15 protein-coding genes are annotated in these 21,129 nt (G+C 68.5%); 6 read left to right on the top strand and 9 right to left on the bottom strand.

Annotation, left to right across the window (positions count from 1 at the left end; translation table 11 throughout):
* Nucleotides 1-26: 26 nt before the first annotated feature.
* The 4 genes from DN412_RS07700 to DN412_RS07685 are packed head-to-tail and all read right to left on the bottom strand — an operon-like array spanning nucleotide 27 to nucleotide 5,063.
* Nucleotides 27-1,391, bottom strand: coding sequence for a hypothetical protein (locus DN412_RS07700; protein ID WP_115013954.1), 1,365 nt, complete (start codon nucleotides 1,389-1,391; stop codon nucleotides 27-29).
* Complete coding sequence (locus tag DN412_RS07695; protein WP_115013953.1) at nucleotides 1,385-2,575, bottom strand: glycosyltransferase family 4 protein; 1,191 nt, start codon at nucleotides 2,573-2,575, stop codon at nucleotides 1,385-1,387. The genes DN412_RS07700 and DN412_RS07695 overlap by 7 nt, the downstream gene beginning before the upstream one ends.
* On the bottom strand, nucleotides 2,572-3,837 hold the full coding sequence (locus tag DN412_RS07690) for a hypothetical protein (RefSeq protein WP_115013952.1): 1,266 nt from the start codon (nucleotides 3,835-3,837) through the stop codon (nucleotides 2,572-2,574). Before DN412_RS07690 ends, DN412_RS07695 begins: the two co-directional genes overlap by 4 nt.
* On the bottom strand, nucleotides 3,834-5,063 hold the full coding sequence (locus DN412_RS07685) for a glycosyltransferase (RefSeq protein WP_115013951.1): 1,230 nt from the start codon (nucleotides 5,061-5,063) through the stop codon (nucleotides 3,834-3,836). The genes DN412_RS07690 and DN412_RS07685 overlap by 4 nt, the downstream gene beginning before the upstream one ends.
* 288 nt (nucleotides 5,064-5,351) lie before the next feature.
* Here DN412_RS07685 and DN412_RS07680 point away from each other — a divergent pair, with 288 nt between their 5' ends.
* Nucleotides 5,352-6,077 (top strand): polysaccharide deacetylase family protein, encoded by a 726-nt coding sequence (locus tag DN412_RS07680; RefSeq protein ID WP_115013950.1) that lies wholly within the window; start codon nucleotides 5,352-5,354, stop codon nucleotides 6,075-6,077.
* On the opposite strand, the gene DN412_RS07675 is transcribed toward DN412_RS07680, so the two are convergent.
* A complete protein-coding gene (locus tag DN412_RS07675) occupies nucleotides 6,074-7,174 on the bottom strand; it encodes a glycosyltransferase family 4 protein (RefSeq protein WP_115013949.1) in 1,101 nt (366 codons plus the stop codon). The genes DN412_RS07680 and DN412_RS07675 overlap by 4 nt on opposite strands.
* 203 nt (nucleotides 7,175-7,377) lie before the next feature.
* Between DN412_RS07675 and DN412_RS07670 the strand changes: the two genes are divergently transcribed.
* From DN412_RS07670 to DN412_RS07655, 4 genes are all read left to right on the top strand, one after another.
* Nucleotides 7,378-7,932 (top strand): LbetaH domain-containing protein, encoded by a 555-nt coding sequence (locus DN412_RS07670; RefSeq protein WP_115013948.1) that lies wholly within the window; start codon nucleotides 7,378-7,380, stop codon nucleotides 7,930-7,932.
* Nucleotides 7,933-8,183: 251 nt separating this feature from the next.
* Nucleotides 8,184-9,272, top strand: coding sequence for a polysaccharide biosynthesis/export family protein (locus DN412_RS07665; protein WP_115014042.1), 1,089 nt, complete (start codon nucleotides 8,184-8,186; stop codon nucleotides 9,270-9,272).
* A 3-nt stretch (nucleotides 9,273-9,275) separates the two neighbouring features.
* The gene (locus DN412_RS07660; protein WP_115013947.1) at nucleotides 9,276-9,779 is read left to right on the top strand and encodes a low molecular weight protein-tyrosine-phosphatase; all 504 of its coding nucleotides are present in this window, start codon (nucleotides 9,276-9,278) and stop codon (nucleotides 9,777-9,779) included.
* Nucleotides 9,776-12,034 carry a polysaccharide biosynthesis tyrosine autokinase gene (locus tag DN412_RS07655; protein WP_115013946.1) on the top strand — a complete coding sequence of 753 codons (2,259 nt, stop codon included), beginning with the start codon at nucleotides 9,776-9,778 and terminating at the stop codon, nucleotides 12,032-12,034. Before DN412_RS07660 ends, DN412_RS07655 begins: the two co-directional genes overlap by 4 nt.
* Nucleotides 12,035-12,169: 135 nt before the next feature.
* Here the strand turns inward: DN412_RS07655 and DN412_RS07650 are convergent, their stop codons facing one another.
* The 4 genes from DN412_RS07650 to DN412_RS07635 form a co-directional block, all read right to left on the bottom strand.
* Nucleotides 12,170-13,600, bottom strand: a complete 1,431-nt coding sequence (locus tag DN412_RS07650) for an aldehyde dehydrogenase family protein (RefSeq protein WP_115013945.1) — start codon at nucleotides 13,598-13,600, stop codon at nucleotides 12,170-12,172.
* 61 nt (nucleotides 13,601-13,661) lie between these two features.
* Nucleotides 13,662-15,509 (bottom strand): serine aminopeptidase domain-containing protein, encoded by a 1,848-nt coding sequence (locus DN412_RS07645; RefSeq protein ID WP_161563990.1) that lies wholly within the window; start codon nucleotides 15,507-15,509, stop codon nucleotides 13,662-13,664.
* Between the two features lie 118 nt (nucleotides 15,510-15,627).
* Nucleotides 15,628-17,988, bottom strand: coding sequence for a polysaccharide biosynthesis tyrosine autokinase (locus DN412_RS07640; protein WP_115013943.1), 2,361 nt, complete (start codon nucleotides 17,986-17,988; stop codon nucleotides 15,628-15,630).
* Nucleotides 17,989-18,096: 108 nt separating this feature from the next.
* Nucleotides 18,097-19,677 (bottom strand): mannose-1-phosphate guanylyltransferase/mannose-6-phosphate isomerase, encoded by a 1,581-nt coding sequence (locus tag DN412_RS07635; RefSeq protein WP_244222587.1) that lies wholly within the window; start codon nucleotides 19,675-19,677, stop codon nucleotides 18,097-18,099.
* 353 nt (nucleotides 19,678-20,030) lie between these two features.
* Here DN412_RS07635 and DN412_RS07630 point away from each other — a divergent pair, with 353 nt between their 5' ends.
* On the top strand, nucleotides 20,031-21,104 hold the full coding sequence (locus DN412_RS07630; protein WP_115013942.1) for a DUF1839 family protein: 1,074 nt from the start codon (nucleotides 20,031-20,033) through the stop codon (nucleotides 21,102-21,104).
* Nucleotides 21,105-21,129: the final 25 nt, after the last annotated feature.

Here is a 21,129-nt window from a genome sequence, read left to right as displayed (position 1 = left end):
TGTTGATGCGTACCCACGGCCCGCGGCTAGCGGGCGTGCCCCCGCCGGCGGTCGGGTCGCTTGCGCCCCTCCAGCCGCTCCAGCCGGGTCACCGCCATGGTGAAGCCGATAAAGAGGAAGCCAAGCACATTGGTGGTCAGCTGGCCGATCAACGACCATGACATCAGGCACAGCGTGCCCACCAGCCAGAGCAGGATGGCAAAGCAGCGGCCGGTGCGGCGGGCCACGCCGAAAGCGCGCCAAAGACCGGCCATGCAGACCAAAAATTTCAGCGCCACGAAGACGTAGCCGAGCAGGCCGGCTTCCTCGATGCTCCGGCCGGTCTCGGTTTCCGACAGCATGAAGGTGATCTCGCCGCGCTCGAGATAGCTCGCCAGGTTGCTGCCGCGCCCGATCCCCGCCCCAAGCAGGCTTTGCTTGACGTAGGCTTCGCTCTCGCCAAGGAAGATCGTTTCCATGCGATCGCCGAAGTCTTCGTATTCGGCAGCTTCATGGAAGCGCTGGATGGTGCCCTGTACCGAATCGCTGAACACGGTCATGCCGACCGCGCCGACCAGCACTGCCATGCCAGCCCAGACCAGCACACGCCGCTTCAAGGCCGCGCGCCCGAAGGCGAGCATGCACAGCGCGGCAGCCACGAACAGGGCCGGCATCAGCAGCACCGTGGCGCGCGAGCCGCTTACCAGTGCGCTGATCAGCAGGCTCCCCAGCACCACCAGCGCGTACAGCCAGTGGCGCTTGCCGCCGCCACCGATCACGTACTGCAGTGCGATCGGGGTGGCGATCGCCAGGAAGGTGGTGTAGCCCAGGGTAAAGGAGAACGTGCCGGTGGTGCGCACGATATCGTTCACCATCATGAACACCTTGTCTTCGTCGCCGTCGACCTGCCGGTTCAGGAAGCTGCCAGGCGGCAGATAGTGCTGCAGCACCACAAGGGGCACCATCATCACCATCAGCACCAGGGTGGTCTTGCAGATCGCCGCGACGTCCTCGGGCTCAAGCAGCAGCGCCGCGGCAACGCCGAACCATACATAGAGCAGCCAGAAGCGCAGGCCGACCAGCATGATGGCGAGGGTGCCGTCGCCGGCGATGGCCTGCACCAGCCCCCACGCAAACACCAGGCCGGTCCACAGCAGCAGCAGGCGCACTGCCGGCCGCGCCGGCGTGACGCCGCCGTAGCGCATTGCGTAGTAGATGCCATAGAGCGCCAGCAGGTCCCGCAGCAGTACCAGTGGCAGGCTTAGCGAGCCTGCCACCCATTTGCGCGCCGCGCCTTCGAAGATGGCCACCAGGAACACCAACAGGAAGACGGTGCCGAAGGTGGTGCGTGCTCGCCGGCGGCTGCGCGTACGCGCCGGCGGGCCCAGGTGTATGGCGGATTGGCTCAGCATAGCGTCGCGATGGTTGCGACCGCGGCGCTGCGATACCTTGCCCAGGTGTACTTCTCCCCGGCCAGGCTCGCGTACTGGCGCGCCTCGTCCAGGCTGGCGCGTACCGTGGCAAGCTCCAGCATGCGGTCATACAAGGATTGCGCGCTGACCTGAACGATCCAGCCCGCGCGCGGGAACTCCTGCAGAATCTCTTTCGCTCCCACCCGCTCCGATACCAGCGCCGGGGTGCCGCAAGCGAGCGCTTCGGCCACCACCATGCCGAAGGAATCGAAACGGGACGGCAGCACCAGGCAATCGGCGTCGGCAATCTCCTGGTAGAGCACTGGCTGCGGCAAGGCGCCGAGCAATGTCACCCCCGGAGTCGAGGCCAGCGCCGCTGCCAGCCCGGGCTCGGCACTCCAGCCGGCAATGGCCAGCTCCGCCTCCGGCACACGCGCGCGCACCATGGCAAAGGCCTGCTGCAGCAGGTCGACGGCCTTGAGCGTGGTCAGGCCGCCGGCAAACAGGAAGCGCGTGCCGGCACGCGTGCGCCGGCGCCGCACATTGCCGGGCGGGCTTGCGCCAAGCAGGATCGGCCTGAGCTTCGACGACGGCACGCCGGCATCCGCATAAGACTGCGCCGCGAACTCGGAACAGGTGATGACCAGGTCCGACAGTTCCACCTCGCGGTCCTTGCGCGCATCGATCTGCGCCTGGTAGCGGTCGGGCGGCAGATCCATCATGGCCGCCGCCGCCACGCGATGCACGGCCGGCGCATCGAGCACGCAGCGCGCGCCGATGCGGCGGGCCGCTTCGAAGGTAAGCATGGCCGAGTTCTCGTAGGCCACCACCACGTCCGGACGCAGCGCTTCGATGCGGCGCGCCGCCCAGGCATCGAAGAGGTGAAAGACCCGGTGTGCATAGGCGGAATGCGACATGCCCAGGTAACGGTTGAGGCCGATGCGGCGATGCAGGCCGAGCTTGAGCATGGCCGGGAAGCACAGGGGATGGCGCCGCAGCGCCTCGGGAATGCCGACTTCGCGGACCTTGGCGCCATAGGCTGGCGGCAGCCACCACGGCACCGGCTCGCCCGGGCCGCGCACCGGCACGCCGGACCAGTACTGCCTGAGCAGGCCCTGCTCGTAGAGCGCCTGCGCCATCTGGTGCGAATGCTGCAGGCCGGGATGGGTGACCAGTACCTTCATGGGCGGCTCCCATCGACCGACAACACTGCCGGCGGCAACAGCCGACCGGCGCGGATGGCACCCGCCAGCTCGCACAACACCGCGACGCCGAGCCCCGAGGCCAGGCCGGCCTCGAACCAGAGCACGCCGTCCAGCGTGGACAGGTCGAGCAGATGCGGCGCGGCCAGGCACCAGGCAATCACCACCGGCACCTGCATGAAGTTGAAATGATTCAGCCCGCGGTTGGCCAATAGTTCCCATGCGATGCCGACAATGCTGCAGGCGCCCGCCCCCAGGCAGGCGATCAGCAGCTCCAGGTTGAGGCCGGCGTAGTGCGGTCCGACCAGGCGCAGCAGCAGGCTGGGCCACAGCCAGGCCAGCAGCACCAGTGCGCACGCTGGCAGCGAGCCCAGCAACAGCCAGCCCACGTACTGGCGCAGCACGTGCTCGCGTGCCTGCGCGAAGCGGGGGATGACATAGGCGCCGACCACGATGCTGACTGGCACCAGCAACTGGCCGATGCGAGACAATGCGCCGATCGCCGCGGTCTGGCTGGCGGCACCGTAGTAGGCCACGATGCCGAAGGTGAACTGCGACTGCAGGCAGTAGAACGCATCCATCGGAATCTGCCGGCGCGTGATCGCGCGGATCGAGCGCTGGTCCTCCGCAACCGGTACCGCCGCGGCCGCCGGCAGTTCGCGCCGCAGCCAGCGGCGCACGAACGGCACCCGCAAACCGGCGAAGAGCGTATTGACCAGGCTTGCGGCCAGCGCTCCTTGCAGCCCGAGCAGATAAACCACCCATGAGAGCAGCAGGCGTGCGCCCGACAACCCGACATCCATGGCCTGCAGCGCCGGCGCCCGGTTGGCGAACAGCAGCACCTGGTCCACCACGCGCGACTGCATGTCGAAATACCACATCGCCAGCAGCGTCAGCAGCAGCGCGGCGATCAGTGCCAGCGTGGCGTGGTTGCGGTACATCAGCACGCCGGCGACGATCAGCAGCGGCGGCAACAGGAAGGCCGAGATGCGCTTGCGCTGGTCCAGCGCGGCCCGGATGGCCTGCGCGGCGCGCTCGCGGTCGGGCCACGTGCGCCCCAGGATGGCGTTCAGGCCAAAGTGGATGCCGCCCTTGGTGATGATGGACATGGCGCCCACGATGGCGCCGGTCACGGTATAGATGGCGTAGTCGCCAACGTTGAGCCAGTGCGCCAGCAGCAGCCCGGTGATGGCGCCCAGCCCCTGCGACAGTACGGCATAGACGAAGATGCTGAGCGCTTTCATGGCGTGCGGGCCGGCGTGGAACCCAGGGCCTTTTCGCCCGCTTCCTCACGCGCATCGCGCGCCGGCAGCGCCGCCATAGCCTGCCCGCCAATGATCTCCAGCAGCCGCTGCGCGCTCTGTTGCACCTCGAAGCGCCGGCGGAAGCAGTCTTGCGCCTGCGCTCGCATGCGCGCCCCCCCGGCCGGCTCCGCCGCCAGCCACTGCTGCAGGCATGCCGTGGTGCCGGCACGGGTGTCCGCGCCGGCCAGGCCGGCCCCGTCCGCGACAATCTCGCGCCAGATGTTCACCTTGTCGGAGATCAGCACCGGCACGCCGCAGCCCAGCGCCTCCGCAACGGCAACGCCAAAGTTCTCCTGGTGCGAGGGAAGGCTGAAGACTTCCGCAGCGTGATAGGCCCCCCACTTCAATTCGCCCGACAGCATCCCGGTCCAGGTCACGCGCCGATCCAGCCCGTGGCGCGCGGCCAGCCGCTCCAGGCGCTCGCGCAGCACCGCATCGACCGGGCCCGCCAGCACCAGGTGCAGGCGCGAATCGGCACCGGCAACCTCGGCAAACGCCTCGATCAGGAGGTCGCAGCCTTTCTTTTCGTGGATACGGCCGAGAAACAGCACAATGCGCTTGTCACGCAATGCGGGAAACGCGGCCAGGAACAGATCGCGCAACCGCGCCGCATCCGACGGAGGCTGCGCCGTGCCGTACCCCGCGATCAGCTCGCGGCAGCGGTAGGGCCAGAAGGCATGGCGTGAACGCCGCTGTTCCTCCTCGCAGGTGAACAGCACGCCTTGCGCCTGTCGCAGTACCCAGTAATCACCGAGCAGCCAGTACAGGCTCTTCTTCACATGCTTGAGCGGGTAGTGCTCGCGGAACCACGGATCCAGCATGCCGTGCGTAAAGACGTAGTACGGCACCCTGGCGCCGCGCAGCGCAAGGCATGTGGCCAGCGCATGGAACTGCCACAGGCCTTCGACCAGCACGGCGTCGTAGTCCCCGGCATGCGCCCGCAGCCACGCCAGCATCCTTGGGTTGAAGCCGTACTTCATCGAGGACGGCCCCAACGCAACCACATTCATTTCGCTGCCGCGCACGAACGGGGCATCGGCCGCATCGCCACAGCAGACGTCAACGTCGACGCCGCGCTCGCGCAGGGGCCGGCGCAATTGGCGGATGCCCTCGATGGGGCCGCCCCCGGCGGGGTCGATGGAGGGAATGACGTGCAGCAATTTCATGGTGCAGGGCGATCTCCGGAATCCGCGCCTTATGCCCGCTTTGTGCCTTGCACCAATGTGCCGGTGCCAGTCATCGGGAACAGGTGCCAATGGCAAGTGGGATCACAAGTCCACGTGCCCGAAGCATGGGCCAGGCGGCCCGCAGGCTCTGTTCGCTGCCACACACCCGCACCGTCCAGCGCTGCCGCGGCAAGGCTATGTGAACCAGCGCACCGAGTCCTACCATGCACTGCACCAGAATGGCTCCCATCTGACGGTCGCCTGCCCGCCGGCTTTCGTGCTCTCGCCATGTCGATTCCAATCCTGACGTATCACCAGATTGACGCCCCGCCGCCACGCCGCTCGCCCGGGCGAGGGCTGTGGGTGCCTCCGGCGCGCTTTCACCGCCAGATGCGGCTGATGCACCGGCTGGGCTATCGCGGCCTTTGCATGCGCGACCTGATGCCATACCTGCGCGGCGAGCGCAGCGGCAAGGTATTCGGCATCACCTTCGATGACGGCTTCCGCAATGTGTACGAGTACGCGATGCCCGCGCTGGATGCGCTCGGCTTCACTGCGACCAATTACTTCGTCTCCCGGCAGATGTCCGGCAGCAACGTCTGGGACCGGGGACTGGGCATACGGCCCGCGGCGCTGATGAGCGTGGCGGAGATGCGGCAGTGGCATCAGGCCGGCCATGAAGTCGGCTCGCACACGCTTGACCATGTGGACCTGCGGCGCATGACACCGGGCGAGGCGCGGCGGCAGATCGGCACCTCCAAGGAAGAGCTCGAGCAGTTGCTCGGCGTGCCGGTAACGGCCTTCTGCTACCCGTATGGCAGCCAGGATGCCTCGCACCGGCTGATGGTCCGGGATGCCGGCTACGCCAACGCCACCATCACCGCGCGCGGCCTGGCCCGCGCCAGCGACGACCCGTTCGGACTGCCCCGCATCAGCGTGTATTGCGGCACCGGCATGCTGGGCTTCCTGCGCAAATGCCTGACCGCGCATGAAGACCGCTGGCGCGAAGCCTAGCGGCCTGGCTTCTCCGTGCCCAACGGCACGTTGTCCCAGGGCCCCCGCGGATGCCGCGTGAACCGCGCAATGGCCTCGGCGTAGCGGCGCGCGACAGCCTTGCGCTCATGCTCGCGCAGGAACAGCCGCGTGCCGGGTTCGGTGCGCCGTGACTGGCCCGCCAGCACTGCTTCCATCGCCACATGCAGCGGCCCGATCTCCGGCTCGACGATCCAGCCGAAGCCGCCGACGGCTTCGGGCAGGCCGCCGCGCCGGCTCACGATCACCTCGCAGCCGGCCGCCAGGCCTTCCAGTGCCACGATGCCGAAGGACTCGTAGCCCAGCGACGGCGCTACCAGGCATTGATGCCGCCCCAGCATCGCCGCCACGGCCGCGGCCGGCTGGCCGCCGGCAAAGTGCACCGCGCCGGCACACCCCAGCCCGGCCGCAAGGCGGGACAGCGCATCGCGCTCCGGCCCGTCGCCGACAATGGTCAGGCGCGCCTGCGGCCGCGTTGCGTGCAGCCGGGCAAAGCTGCGCACCAGCAGGTCCACGCCCTTTTCCGTCACCAGGCGCCCGACAAAGATAAAGCTCCCCGCGGGCCGTGCGGCGGCGGGCACCGAGCCCGCGAACAGCTCATCGCGATAGCCGTTGTGGATCACCAGCGGCTTGCCCGGCAACCACCCGGCCAGGTACTGGCTCACGCAGATGCCGTCGTAGAAGCGTGTCAGCCAGCGCTTGACGGCGCCGGCATAAGCCCGGCGCGTGTCGCCATAGACGGTGTAGGGGCCGTGATGCGTCAGCACGATGCGCCGGCGTAGCGCGGTCGCCAGCATCACATCGTAGAAAGTCAGGCCGACAAACAGCACGCGCCGGTGGCGCAACATGGCGCGGGCCAGCTGGAGCTGGCCGTCGATGCGGGTTACGGCAAACGGGAACGCGGTGGCATCGCCGGGCGCGGCCGGCGTACGCGTGGCCACCTCGACCTGGTAGCCAAGTTCTGTCAGCCCGGTTGCGAGTTCCTCGGCAAAGCGCTCCATGCCGCCGACCGCGGGATGGAACGGAGCGCTGTAGATCAGGACACCTGGTGTGCCGCGTGGCCTCAATGGTTGCATCATCTGGTCATGGTTCCGGCGCGCACGCGTTGGCAGCAGGCCTGCGCAAGCTGCTGGTGTGCGTGCAGCATGCGCCGGGGCCGCGTGCATTTCAGTGCGCTGGCGCACGCGCCAGGCCGCCCCCCCCGTTTTGTGGCGCGGCGCACCGATGCGCGGGCCGCTTCGGGCGAGCATGGCCGCAATGCAAGCCGTCCGGGGTCGCCCATATGATCATCCAGCAAACCCGCCGTACTTCCGGTCCCTCCTTTACGCTGTCGAACCGGGTGCGCCGGCAGCTATGGAATTGGGTGTGGCTGTGGCTGTTCCGGCCCAGCCTGCGCCCGATGCATGCCTGGCGCGCCGCGCTGCTGCGGCTGTTTGGTGCCAGGCTGGGCCGCGATGCCCGCGTCTACCCGGCCGCCAGGGTATGGGCGCCCTGGAACCTCGTGATGGGCGACCACACCGCCGTCGCGGACGGCGTGACGCTCTACAACATCAGTCCGATCACGCTTGGCGACTACGCCATCGTCTCGCAGGGCTCGCACCTGTGCACGGGCTCCCACGACTACAACAGCGAAACCTTCCAGCTGATCGCGTCGCCGATCACGCTGGAGCGCCATGTCTGGGTGTGCGCCGAAGCGTTCATCTCGCCCGGCGTGACGCTGCCCGAGGGCGCCGTGATCGCGCCGCGCTCGGTGGTCACCAAGCCACTGCGCGAGGCGTGGACCGTATACGGCGGCACACCTGCGCGCCCCATCGGCCAGCGCCGGCCACAGGCCTGAGCCTTGGGCGCCGCGCGCCCCCGGGCAGTGTGCGGCGCACCACCCACGGCGCTTGCGCGAGTGTGCGAGAGCGCACCGATTCGGGCCCCCACGCAGCCATAGGCTGGGAGCATCGGGGGCATGCCGTGCCCGACACGGACCCAGCCCCAATGTGCAGGAGGAATGTCGTGGAAAACAGTCAATGCCGCACCGCTTGCCTCACCCGCACCGACCGTCATGTCCGGTCGCGCTCGCTGCCGGGCCTGTGCGCCATGCTCGGCGCCGCCCTGCTGCTGGGCGGCTGCGCGGCATCGCCGGGGATGTACTTCAATCCCAGCGCGAACGTGAACGCGGTCGGGCCGGATGCTAAGCCGGACATCACGCCCATCACCATGGACCTGGTGCGCCAGATGCGCGCCAAATCCAAACCCACCAATGACCGCGTCGAGGAACTCTTTGGCAAGGCGAAACCCTACGTGATCGGCCCCGGCGACATCATCTCGGTGGTGGTCTGGGACCACCCCGAACTGGTGTTCCCGACGCAGACCTACAGCATCGGCGCGGCCTTCGAGATCCCGACGTCGACTGGCGGATCGAACATGCCGGGCTATGTCGTCAGCCCCAACGGCGATATCCAGTTCCCCTATGCCGGCGTGATGAAGGTCTCGGGCAAGACCGCCAACCAGGTACGCGACGAAATGGCGCGCGTGCTCTCGCGCGTGGTGCGCAACCCGCAGATGACGGTGCGCGTGCTGGGCTTTCGCAGCCAGCGCGTCTATGTCGACGGCGAGGTGAGGACCCCCGGCATGCTGGCCATCGACGACGCGGCGATGACGCTGGTCGAAGCACTGAACCGCGCCGGCGGCGTGCTCAACACCACCGGCGACAACAGCCGCATTCGCGTCACGCGCGGCGAGCGCAGCTGGTACGTGAACATCCCCGCGATGCTGGCCAAGGGCGTCGACCCCGCGCGCATCCTGCTGCGCTCCGGCGACATCGTGCGGGTCGAGCAACGCGAAGACAGCAAGGTCTTCGTCACGGGCGAAGTGGTCAAGCCGAGCTCGCTGCTGATGCGCAACGGACGCATGACCCTGAACGAGGCCCTCGGAGACGCCGGCGGCGTGAACCCCACTTCGGCCAACGCCGAACAGATCTACGTGATCCGCAAGATGGCCAACGATTCGCCCAAGGTGTACCACCTGGACGGCACTTCGCCGGTGGCACTGGCGATTGCCGAAGGCTTCGAGCTCGAGCCGAAGGACGTGGTGTACGTGGATGCGCGCGGAGTGGTGCGCTGGAGCCGTGTCATGAGCCTGCTGGTGCAGCCGGTGGTTGGCATTGGCGGCCTGGCCAAGCCCTGAACCATGCTGCAGCCGCTGATCCTGGAACCAACCGACGCCGCGATGATCCGCTCGATCCTGGTGGTCTGCCTGGGCAACCGTTGTCGCAGCCCGATGGCCGCCGACCTGCTGCGCCAGGCGTTGCCCGCATGCAGCGTCACCTCGGCCGGGCTGGCGCCGCCGGTCGGCGCGGGCGCCGACCCGCGCGTGATCCGGCTGCTGGCGAAGGAAGGGCTGGACCTGGCGCCGCACCGCGCGCGCGAGCTGGATGCCGGCATGGTGGCCGGCGCCGACCTGGTGCTGGTGATGGACCACGAGCAGCGCGAATGGCTGGAGGCGCAGTTCCCTGCTGCGCGTGGCAAGACTCACCGGTTGTGCGAAGCCGAGCAGGCGGACATCCCTGACCCCTATGGCTGCTCGCAGGCCATGTTCGTGATCGTGCTGGGCCTGATCCGGCAGGGCGTGCAGTCGTGGGCGGCAAGAATTCAATCCGAGGCACAGTCAACCCGTTACGGGGAGGCAACATGAGCAACATCAAGAACTTGCGTGACTACGAGACGCAGACACCGGAAGCGGACGAGCCGGCGGTGGACCTGACCTCGTATGTCGACGTGTTGGTCCGCTATCGCTGGACCTTTCTCCTGGTCGCAGCGGTGGTCATGGCGGCAGGCCTGCTCTTTGCCTTCTTGTCCAAGCCGGTGTTCCGCGCCGACATCCTGGTGCAGGTCGAGGAGCAGAATACTGCTGGTGGCGCCGGCAACAACAAGCAAGGCGCCGCCGTCTCGCCCGTGTATGACGTCAAGCCGGCCCCCTCGGCGGAGATCGAGCTGCTGCGCTCGCGCATGGTGGTGGGCAAGGCCGTGGATGCCCTGCACCTCGACGTCGCGGCGTCGCCGCGCTATTTCCCCGTAGTGGGCGCGGCCCTGGCCAGCTTCAACCGCGAGCTGTCGCAGCCCGGCCTGTTTGGCAAGGGCGGCTATGCGTGGGGCAGCGAAGCGATCGCCGTATCGCGCCTTGACGTGCCGCCGGCGATGGAGCGCCGCCTGATCACCGTCACGGCGCTGGGCCACGGCAAGTACCGGCTGGCGTTCGCCAGCGACGACACCATCGCGGAGGGAGCGGTCGGCGTGCCGCTGACGGTGGCCACCGCCAGCGGCAGTGTCACCATCACGGTGAGCGAGCTCGAAGCGCGCCCGGGCGCGATCTTCAATGTCACGCGCCTGCCGCGCGCCGTCGCCATCTCGGACCTGCAGAGCCAGCTGGTCATCACGGAGCGCGGCAAGCAAAGCGGCGTAATCGGGGTGTCGCTGGAAGGCGCCTCGGCCGAGATGACGGCGGCTATCCTGAACGAGATCGGCAACGCGTATGTCCAGCAGAACCAGGCGCGCAAGGGGGCCGAAGCCGAGAAGTCGCTGATCTTCCTGGAAGCACAGCTGCCGCAACTCAAGCAACAGGTGGAAACCGCCGAGACGCGCTACAACACCATGCGCAACCAGCGTGGCACCATCGATCTGAGCGAGGAATCCAAGCTGATCCTGTCGCAGTCCGTGGCGACGCAGGCCAAGCTGCAGGAACTGCACCAGAAGCGCCAGGAGCTGATCACGCGCTTCACCCCGAACCATCCCGCGATCGAGATCATGGACAAGCAGATTGCCGACCTGAACGCGCAGCTCGGCGCCGTCGGCACCAAGATCCAGCGCTTGCCGGATGTCGAGCAGAACGTGTTGCGGCTGATGCGCGACGTAAAGGTCAGCACCGAGATGTACCAGTCGCTGCTGAACGACGTGCAGCAGCTCAAGCTGGTGCGTGCCAGCAAGGTGGGCACGGCGCGCCTGGTGGACCCGGCCGAGGTGCCGATCCGCCCGGCCAAGCCGAACCGCAAGCTGATCGCCGCGGCCTCGGTGATACTGGGCCTGCTCGCCGGGACCGCCGTGGTGGTGCTGCGGCGCCTGCTGGACGGCGGCGTGGCGGATGCGGATGAGATCGAGCGCGAGACCGGCATGACGGTGTACGCGACGGTGCCCTACAGCGCCCAGCAGGAGCGCTTGCGCGGCGGGCCAGATACCGACAAGCTGCTGGCGCGGCGCATGCCGGACGACCCCGCCGTGGAAAGCCTGCGCAGCTTCCGCACTGCGCTGCAGTTTGCCCTGCTCAACAGCGACGGCAACAATGTGGTAGTGATTACCGGCCCGGCGCCGGAAGTCGGTAAGTCGTTCATCTCGGCCAACTTCGCCACCGTGCTGGCCACGGCCGGGCGCCGCGTGGTGCTGGTCGATGCCGACCTGCGGCGCGGCGGCCTCAACCACCACTTCGGCAAGCCGCGCGTGCCGGGCCTGACCGAGCTGCTGACCGGCACGCCGCTGGACCAGGTGCTGCAGCGCGACGTGGTGCCGGGCCTGGACTTTATCGCGACCGGCTCGGAGCCGCCGCTGGCTGCCGACCTGCTGCAGACCCGCGGCATGGATACGCTGCTGGCAACGCTCAGGAACCGCTACGACGTGGTGCTGCTGGACACGCCGCCGGTGCTGGCCACCTCCGACGCCGGCGTGCTGGCGACCAAGGCGGCCGCGGTGTTCCTGGTGGCCCGCGCGGACCTGAGCACGGCATCGGAACTCAAGGCCACGCGGCGGGCGATCGTGCAGGCCGGCAGCGATATCAAGGGCGTGATCTTCAACGGCCTGAAGGTGGAGGGGCGCTGGTACCGTGCCCACTATCATTTCGGCAAGTACCGCTACATGAATCAGTATGGAGGCGCTCACGCCAAGCGGGCCAAGCGGGCCTGACGCGGGAACCAACGCCTGAAGAACGAAAGGCCGGCAGATGCCGGCCTTTTGCTGTCCCTGACCAGGTGCCGGGCCAGAGCGGGGAACCTGGCACGGCGGCGCGCCTCGTGCAGCCGGCCGGCCCCGACAGCGCCGTCAGGCGGCCGGCCTCTTCAGCTGCAGCGACTTGTACTCCAGGAACTCCTCGAGGCCGTACCTGCCCAGTTCGCGCCCGTTGCCGGACTGCTTGTAGCCACCGTACGGTGCCTGCATGTTGAACGGGCCGCCGTTGATATCGACCTGGCCCGTGCGGATGCGGCGCGCCACCCCGATCGCGCGTGCCTCGTCGCCCGACCAGACCCCGCCGGCCAGGCCATAGATGCTGTCATTGGCAATACGCACCGCGTCTTCCTCGGTGTCATAGCAGATGATGGACAGCACCGGTCCGAAGATCTCTTCCTGCGCCACGGTCGCGCCCGGCTCCACGTTGCCCAGCACGGTCGGCTTGACGAAGAAGCCCTTGTCCAGCCCTTCCGGGGTCTCCGGGCCGCCGGCCACCAGTTCGGCGCCCTCTGCCAGGCCACGGCGGATATAGCCGGTCACCCGGTCCCTCTGCACCGCGGAGACCAGCGGTCCCAGGCTGGTGTCCTGCAGCGGGTCGCCCACGGTAAGGCCCTCGACCACCTTCTGCGCGATCGCTTTCACTTCGTCATAACGGGCGCGCGGCACCAGCATGCGGCTGTGCGCCGAGCAGATCTGCCCGGAATTCAGGAAGCAGGCATCGAGGGTGCCCTTGACCGCCGACAGCAGGTCGGCATCGTCCAGGATCACCGCGGCCGACTTGCCGCCCAGCTCCAGCGCGACGCGCTTGACGGTCTGCGCGGCCAGTTCCGACACGCGCTTGCCGGCGCGGGTCGAACCGGTGAACGACACCATGTCGACTTCCGGATGGCTGGCCAGTACCTCGCCCACCACCGGGCCGTAGCCGGTCACCAGGTTGAACACACCCGGCGGCAGGCCCGCGGCCTCGATCACCTCGGCCAGCACAAAGGCATTGAGTGGCGCCACCTCGGACGGCTTGAGCACCACGGTACAGCCGGCGGCCAGCGCCGGCGCCACCTTCAGCGTGATCTGGTTGAGCGGGAGGTTCCACGGCGTGATGGCGCCCACCACGCCCACGGGTTCACGCACCACCAACGAGTTGCCGACTTCTTCCTCGAAGCGGAAATCCTCGAGCAGCCGGGCGACCAGGCGCCAGTTGTAAACCGGGGTGGCCACCTGGAGCGGGCGCGCCAGCTTGATCGGCATGCCGACCTCGCCGACGATCAGCTGGGCCAGCTCTTCGATGCGCGCCTTCAGCCCTTTCGCAACCTTGGCGATGTAGCCGGCCCGCACCGCCGGCGGCGTTGCCGACCAGCTGTCGAAGGCCGCGCGCGCCGCCTGGATGGCATCCTCGGCGTCGCGCGCCGAGCCTTCCGGAATCGTCCCCATGACCGCTTCGGTAGCGGAGTGGATGACGTCGATCCTGCCGTTGCCGTGGGGAGCGACCCACTTGCCGTTAATGAAGAGCTTGTCTCGTTGTTGCATAGCCACGGTTCTCGGTTTGGTGAATTGGCGCGATCCACGCCGGGTTCTCTGCACGCGGGGATCAGGGCACACCGGGGGACATGGAGTTGCGCTCGGTCGCGAGTTCCGGCGCTTGCGGCAGCTCAGCCTGTGCCGCATCCATGCCAGCCAGCTGCTGCTCGACGTGCTGCACCACATGGTCGCAGAAGGCCTGCCGGCCGCCGCTCAGGAACAGGGCGTGGTCCATGCACGCGTGCCGGTGCACGGCAATATGCGTGAGCCGCGCCAGCGCTTCCAGGTCCTTGCCAAAGCGCAGCCTGGCCTCCGCCAGCCCGATGTCCGCGGCCCCATAGACAAGGTCCGTACGAACGCCCCGGCCGTCCAGGTCGCGCATGGCGGCGCGCGCGTAACCAGTGATCGAAGCCAGGTCTTCGCCGCCGCGCAGGCGGCTCAGCCGGAAGGCAAGGCGCTCGGTGGCGCGGTGGTACGCCTTGCGCGCGATCGCGGCCGCAAGCGGCCCGACCCGCGCATCGCCCTGCAGCAGCCGTTGCCAGTTGCTGGCATGGCGTGCCGCGGACAGCCAGCCCCGCCACGACCGGTTGCCGTGGCCCACGACCACTTTGTCGGCCCGGTCCCAGCGGAACATCACCAGGTTGGCCAGCACCAGGCCGTTGACGCCGCGGTTGGCCAGCGCGGCCTGCAGGCTGAGGAAGGCACCCGAGCACACGCCGGCCAGCACGATGTGGCCGAAGCCGCGCGCGCGCATCCAGTCGACGGCCGCGCTGACATCGGCCCGCGGACCGGACGAATAGATGGCCTGAATGCTCATGCTGCGTTGCGCGCGCGGGCTGTCGCCCAGCGCCGCCACGTCCAGCCGCAGCGAAGCCACGCCCTGCGTGGCCAGCCGGCGCGCCAGCGTGACATACATGCGCCCGTCGCCGACATGATGGTTGCCGCCCGTATTCGGGAAGATCACCGCGACCGGGGCCGGCGCCGCATCCCGCGGCAGGCACAGGATGCCGAACTGCCGCCGGGCGTCGAGCCAGACCGCCTCCTCGACGACGCCATCCACGGCCGCGCGCAAGTCCGGGGCCCCGATGGTGCCGCGAAGGTGGTGCCTGGCCGCCGGCGCCGCGGCCGGCTCAGGCGTCAGCCAGGCACTCACCTGCTGCCATGCCTGCGCCGGCACCGAAGCATTTTCCGCCGACTGCATCATCGCGGGGTATTCAGGAAACGCCACCTGTTCGACCTGCGCGCCATCGTCGGCGTATTGCCGCGCGAGCGCAGCGGCCGCCGAGGTGGTACCGGGCCAGGCATCGAGCAGCAGCACGCGCGGCGTGGGACACGGCGTGACGCGGTCCAGCCGCAGCGCCTCGAGCTCGCGCACGGTGTCCGGCATGCAGCGGAACGCCAGCACGTCGAGCGCACCGGGCGGGGGCGGATGGGGGGTTTCGGCGGGGCCGACGCTGTTCAGCCAGTTCACGTGCAGCGCGCGCAATTCGCGCAGGTAGGCGCGGCCATTGACCACGGGGGCCAGCAGCACCAGCCCGGCCACGCCACCCGGCCATGCCGGGTGCGATTGCATCGCCGCGGCGGCCTGCACCGCCAGGCTCGCGCCCAGTCGCAGGCCGCACAGTACGATCCGGTCGACCCCGGTCAGTGCGCGCAACTGCGCTGCCGCGGCCACGATGCTGGATACGGCGCGCCCGACGAAATGGGCCTCGTCGCAGGCACCGGCCGAATCGCCGGTGCAGGGGTAGTCAAAGCGCAGCGCCGGCATGCCGGCCGCCGCGAGATCGTCGGCCAGGTGTCGCCACGCCCGGTGCGACCACATGGCTTCATGGCCCTGCGGCGCGCACAGGACCACCCCGATCTTTCCCTGTGCCTCGTGCAGCCAGCCGGCACAGCCTTCGAACATAAGCCGCCTCATGTCGCCTCCTGGCGAGCGGATGGTCGGCCGCAGACCGGTGGAGCACACCCAGACGCACACGCAGAAACTGCCCCAGAGACTCTCGCAGAAACGGGTACGCCCCACCGGTAGCGGTCAATTATTCGTTGTTGTCTTCCATTCGCAGCGCCTGCCCGATCCGGCGCGATGGCGGCACCGTCACTGGCATCCCGAGGTAAGGATTGACGCTGTTGAACTCTGCACGGTTGCTGCGCTTGGCGATCACGCAGTTGAGAATGCCGCCCAGCATGCGGGCATCGGCCCGCTGCAGGCGCTTGAGCGTTTCGTCGACCTGCCCGGGCAGGGTGGCGTCGGCGCGCAGCACCACCAGGGTCGAGCCGGCAAGGTTGGCGACCAGGGTGGCATCCGCCACCGCCAGCACTGGCGGGGTATCGATCAGCACCAGGTCGAAGCGGGTGGCGCACAGGCGCAGGGTTTCGGCCATGCCCGGGCGCATCAGCAATTCCGAAGGATTCGGCGGCGGCAGGCCCGCCGGCAGGACCGACAGGCCGTTGACGACCGTGGGCCGTACCGCGGTCGGCAGCGCCACGAGCCCGGTCAGCACCTCTGCCAGCCCGGACTCGGCGGGCAGGTCAAACCAGTTGGCCACGCGGCCGCGGCGCAGGTCGGCGTCGATCAGCAGCACGCGCTGGCCGGCCTCGGCGAACAGCACCGCGAGGTTGACCGAGGCAAAGGTCTTGCCTGCGCCGGGCGCCGGGCTGGTCACGGCAATGACACGGTCCGGCGCATCGCGCAAGGCGAAATGCACGGCCGCGCGGATGCTGCGCAGCCCTTCCACCGCCAGCGAGTGCGGCGCGTTGCGCGCCAGCAGGAACTGGTCGTGCAGCCCGAGGCGCAGCAGCCGGTCGGCGCTGTCATCCTCCAGCGCGGCGACGTCGATCACCGCGCTGGAAGGCCGCGGCCGCTCGAGGCGGGCCGACGGCGGCGTGGCATAGCCCGCGGCCACGCCGAGCAGGGCCTTGGCCGACACCATGCGCTCCAGCACCGCCTGTTCCCGGCTGAAGGCTATGTCGCCAAGCATGGTGATGCCGAGCTTGTCCTCTGCGTCGTTGGCTGTTGCCACGGTCGGACGCACCCGCTGGCGCAGCGTCAGCACGCCCATCGCCAGCAGCATTCCCAGCACGCCGCCGCCCGCGGCCGGCGGCCAGGGCCCCATGCCGATAGGGACCATGGGCGTGAGCGCGTTGTCGACGATGCGGATCTGGCCGGTGCGGTCGAGCTGCGCCAGCGACAGCTGCTCGACCTTGTTGCGCAGCGTCATGTACATGTCTTCGGCGACCTTGACGTCGCGCGTCAGCGCCACCGATTCACGCTCCGTCGCGGACAGGTTCTGCATGCGCGCGTCCATCTCCTGGCGCTCGCGTATCAGCTGCTGGATCTGGCTGTCGACTGTGCGCACTTCGTTGGCTTCGGTGGTAAAGCGCTGCAGCAGCTTGGTGCGCTCCAGGCGCAGCAAGGCAATCTGGCGCTGGTATTCCATGCTGCCGTTCAGGTAGGACTGCACGTCCTGGCTGGGCGCCAGCGAGCCCGAGCGCGAGCGGTAGCGCGTAAGCGCTCCCTCGGCGCGTTCAAGTTCCGCCTTGACGCGCGGCAGCTCGCCCGACAGGAAGGCGAGCGTCGCGGCCGCGTCGTCCTGGCGTTGCTCGGCCTGGCCCTTGATGTAGGAATCGGCAATGCCGTTGACCAGCGCCGCCGCGGTGGCGCCGTCGCTGTTCTGCCAGCTGATGCGCAGCGTGGTGGCATCGGTGGATTCGCTGTCGACGCGCAGCTCGCGCGTGACGGCGTCGACTGTCAGCGTGAGGTCGCGGCGCGTCACCAGGAAGCGCGTGCCCGGACGGGCTTCGATCCGTGCCACCAGCATCGAGATGCCGCCCGACTTTGCGCCCGCCTCGGCCACCTGGCCCTCCCGGCCCTCCAGCAGCACGTCCGTCCCGCGCAGCAGCCGGAAGGCGTTGTCGGGCAGGACCTCCAGTGTCAGCGGCACATTGAGCAGGCGCTCGGGCACGTGCAGGCGTTCCACCGCCAGCCGCTCGCCGCCCCAGGCATAGCCCAGTTCCGCTGGCCACGGCCCGCGCAGCTTGCCGGGTTCGGAGAAATGATTGACCAGGCGGCCCAGCAGCGGCGCGCGCAGCGGCTGGACCTCGATATCCAGATGCAGGCGTTCGACCACCGGGCCGACCACCGCACGGCTCTTCAGCATGCCGAGGTCAAGCTGCGGCGCGACCTGCCTGGCTCCGGCGCCACTGTCCCGGTTTTGCACCTGCACCAGTGCCTTGGCGCGATAGAGATCGGGCGTCGACAGCGACGCCAGCCCGGCAATGGCCGCGCCGGCAAGTCCCGCCGCGATAATCCAGCCTGCATGGTCCAGCAACACACGCGCATTCGCGCTGCTGCGCGGCGACACCTGGTCGGGTACCGGTATGGCACCGGCAAATGACATTCTGCTCACGATATCTCCCGCCACATGCTGCCCTTGCTGTTCATACAGCAACCGCTGCGTGCCTGCTGCACCTGCTGGCGCATGGCGGCACACACCAGCCGCCGACCCCTATTTGCGCCCGTAGTTGTCCTCGAACCTCACGATGTCGTCTTCGCCGAGATAAGCCCCCGACTGCACCTCGATGATCTCCAGCGGCGTCTTGCCCGGGTTCTCCAGCCGGTGCAGGGTGCCGATGGGGATATAGGTAGACTGGTTCTCCGAAAGAATGCTGATGTTGTCGCCACAGGTCACGCGCGCGGTGCCGCGCACCACCACCCAGTGCTCGGCACGGTGGTAGTGCATCTGCAGCGACAGACTGGCGCCGGGCTCGACCACGATGCGCTTGACCTGGAAGCGGTCGCCGTGATCGATGGAGTCATAGCAGCCCCAGGGCCGGCGCACCTTGCGATGGTTCACCACTTCATTGCCATGCTCCGAGCGGATGCGCTGCACGATGTTCTTCACATCCTGCACATGCGCCTTGTCCACCACCAGCACCGCATCGGCGGTTTCCACCACCACCACGTCCTGCACGCCGACGCATGCGATCAGGCGGCCTTCTGAATGCGCCAGGCACGACGTGGCGCCATCGAACAGCACCCGCCCGCGCCCGGCATTGCCGCTGGCGTCCTTGGGCGCGATATCCCAGATCGCCGCCCACGAACCCACGTCGGACCAGCCCGCATCCAGCGGCACCAGCATGCCGGCGATATCCGGCAGCGTCTCGAGCTTCTCCATCACGGCGTAGTCGATGGAATCGGACGGGCAGGCATCGAAGGCTTCCTTGCCGAGGCAAAGCACCTCGCCGGCGCAGGCGGCGCGTTCGCTTGCCTCATAGGCAGCGCGGCATTGCCGGGCCATCTCGGGCTGCAGTTCGGCCACGGCCCTGAGCCAGACCGAGGCCCGCACCACGAAGATGCCGCTGTTCCACCAGAATTCGCCGGACTCGACATAGTGCTTGGCGAGTTCCAGATGCGGCTTCTCGACGAATCGGTCCAGCACGAAGGCGCCGCGATCCGCACCACCCGCTGCGCGGATGTAGCCAAACCCGGTTTCCGGCGCGACCGGCTTCACGCCCAGCGTGACGATGGCGCCCAGGTCGGCGTGCTGTATCGCCGTGGCGATGGCCTGGCGGAACGCCTCGACGTCGGCGACGCTGTGGTCGGCCGGCGTGACCACCAGCACGGCATCGCCACTGTCGCCCGCCGCGGCGAGCGCATGCAGTGCCGCCACCGTGAGCGCCGGCGCGGTATTGCGCCCGCAGGGCTCAGACAAGACCCGTGCCGGCTTGCCGGCGTGCTTCATCATGTCGGTGATCATGAAGCGGTGCTCTTCGCCGCAGACCACGATCTGCGCGGCCTCCATGCCGGCCGGGCGGCCCGCCAGTTCCGCCACGCCCGCCAGGCGGTTGGCGGTCGCTTCCAGCAGCGTGTCTTCGGCAATCAGGTTGAGCAACTGCTTCGGGAACTGCTCGCGCGAGAGCGGCCACAGGCGCGTCCCGGCGCCACCGGCAAGGATGACCGGCTGGACCACCGGCAGCGGTGCGGCGCAACGCACCGGTCTGTCGGTCAGCGCCTGTACGGCTGCATGCACTCCGCCGTTGATCGCCGACGGCGACTGTATCTGGTCCCGGGTCCGAATTCGCATCATGCCTCCTGGCCTGTAGCACGTTCCAAGCGTCCCGGGCGTTCCATTCCGCAACTTGCAGCCACCGCGCCGGCCACGCAGAAACGGGTACGCCCGGCAGCGATCCCTGACCGCCATGACGGGGATGTGAGCCAGTCTAGGCAGGCGGGCTGGCTGAATCTGTTCGATTCCGCACACGCTTCTTGCGCCGTCCTGCCGGGCCGCGGCGCAGTGGGACGTGGGCGCACGCAATCACGCACGCTCTGTTGGAGAGCGCACCGAAGCCGGCGGCCGCAGGCGTTGCAATACAGTGGACCGTGCAAGCGCGCCGCTTGCCATCGCGGTTGAGGGGCATGCGCACACTGCGGAGGAACGACATGGAGCGGGAACTGGCAACAATGGCAACCACGGCGGTGGATACCGGCACCATCGCCGCTGGCAGCGACGCCTACCACTACGCCCACCAGACCCCCTGCCATGTGGCCAGGCCGGTGCAGCGACTGCTGCATGATGAAGCCTCGATCTGGCAGGAGACCAACTGCTATATGGACCTGTGGATCGAGCTGCTGTATGGCTGGGGGCTTGATCCGCGCGCCGCGCTGGCCTTCACCGTGACGCAGGACTTTGAGGGCGACCATTTCACCTTCTTCAAGTATCCGCAGGCGGACCTTGAACTGCTGTACGGCACCGTGGTGCTGGAGATGGCGGTCTACGACACGATGCAGGCGCACGTTGTCGAACAGGTCCGGCGCGGCAATACCGTGCTGGTGGAAATGGACAGCTACTACCTGCCCGACACGCGCACCACCACCTATCGCCAGGGGCATGTGAAGACCTCGGTCGCCATCGACCAGATCGACCCCGTGGCGCAGCGCCTGTCCTACTACCACAGCCTGGGGTATCACAGCGCCGAGGATGAGGATTACCGCGGCCTGCTGCGCCTCACGCCCGAGCTGAGCGATGGCAATATCCTGTTTCCGTATGCCGAATACGCCAAGCGCGTGCGCCCGCCGCTGCGCGGCGCGGCTGCCCGCGACGCGGCCGCCGTGCTGATGCGCCGTCATCTGGGCCGCCGCCCTGCTGTCAACCCGGTGACGCGCTGGCGCGCCGAGTTCGACGAGCATGTCGCAGCCATACTGGCGCGCGGCGATGCCTACTTCCACCTCTACGGCTTCAACCTGCCGCGCCAGCTGGGGGCGAACTTCGAGATGCTGCATCACTGCCTCGTTTGGTTCGGCGAGCATGGCTACGACGTGCCCGCCCGCGTCGCGCAAGCGGCCCACACCATTGCGTCGGAAAGCAAAGTGCTGCAGTTCCGCCTGGCCCGGGCCGTCGCGCGCGGCCGTCCGGACCGCTGCACCGAGTGCCTCGGCACGATGGAGTCCGCCTATGAGGAGGTCATCGCCGGTCTGTTGTCGTCGTTCGGCGCCATGGATCCGGCGCAGGCCTGACGCAATCCGCATGCGCGCAGGGCGC

The sequence above is a fragment of the Cupriavidus lacunae genome (genome assembly GCF_003353055.1).
GTDB lineage: Bacteria > Pseudomonadota > Gammaproteobacteria > Burkholderiales > Burkholderiaceae > Cupriavidus > Cupriavidus lacunae.
This window is presented reverse-complemented; position numbering and strand designations above follow the sequence as displayed.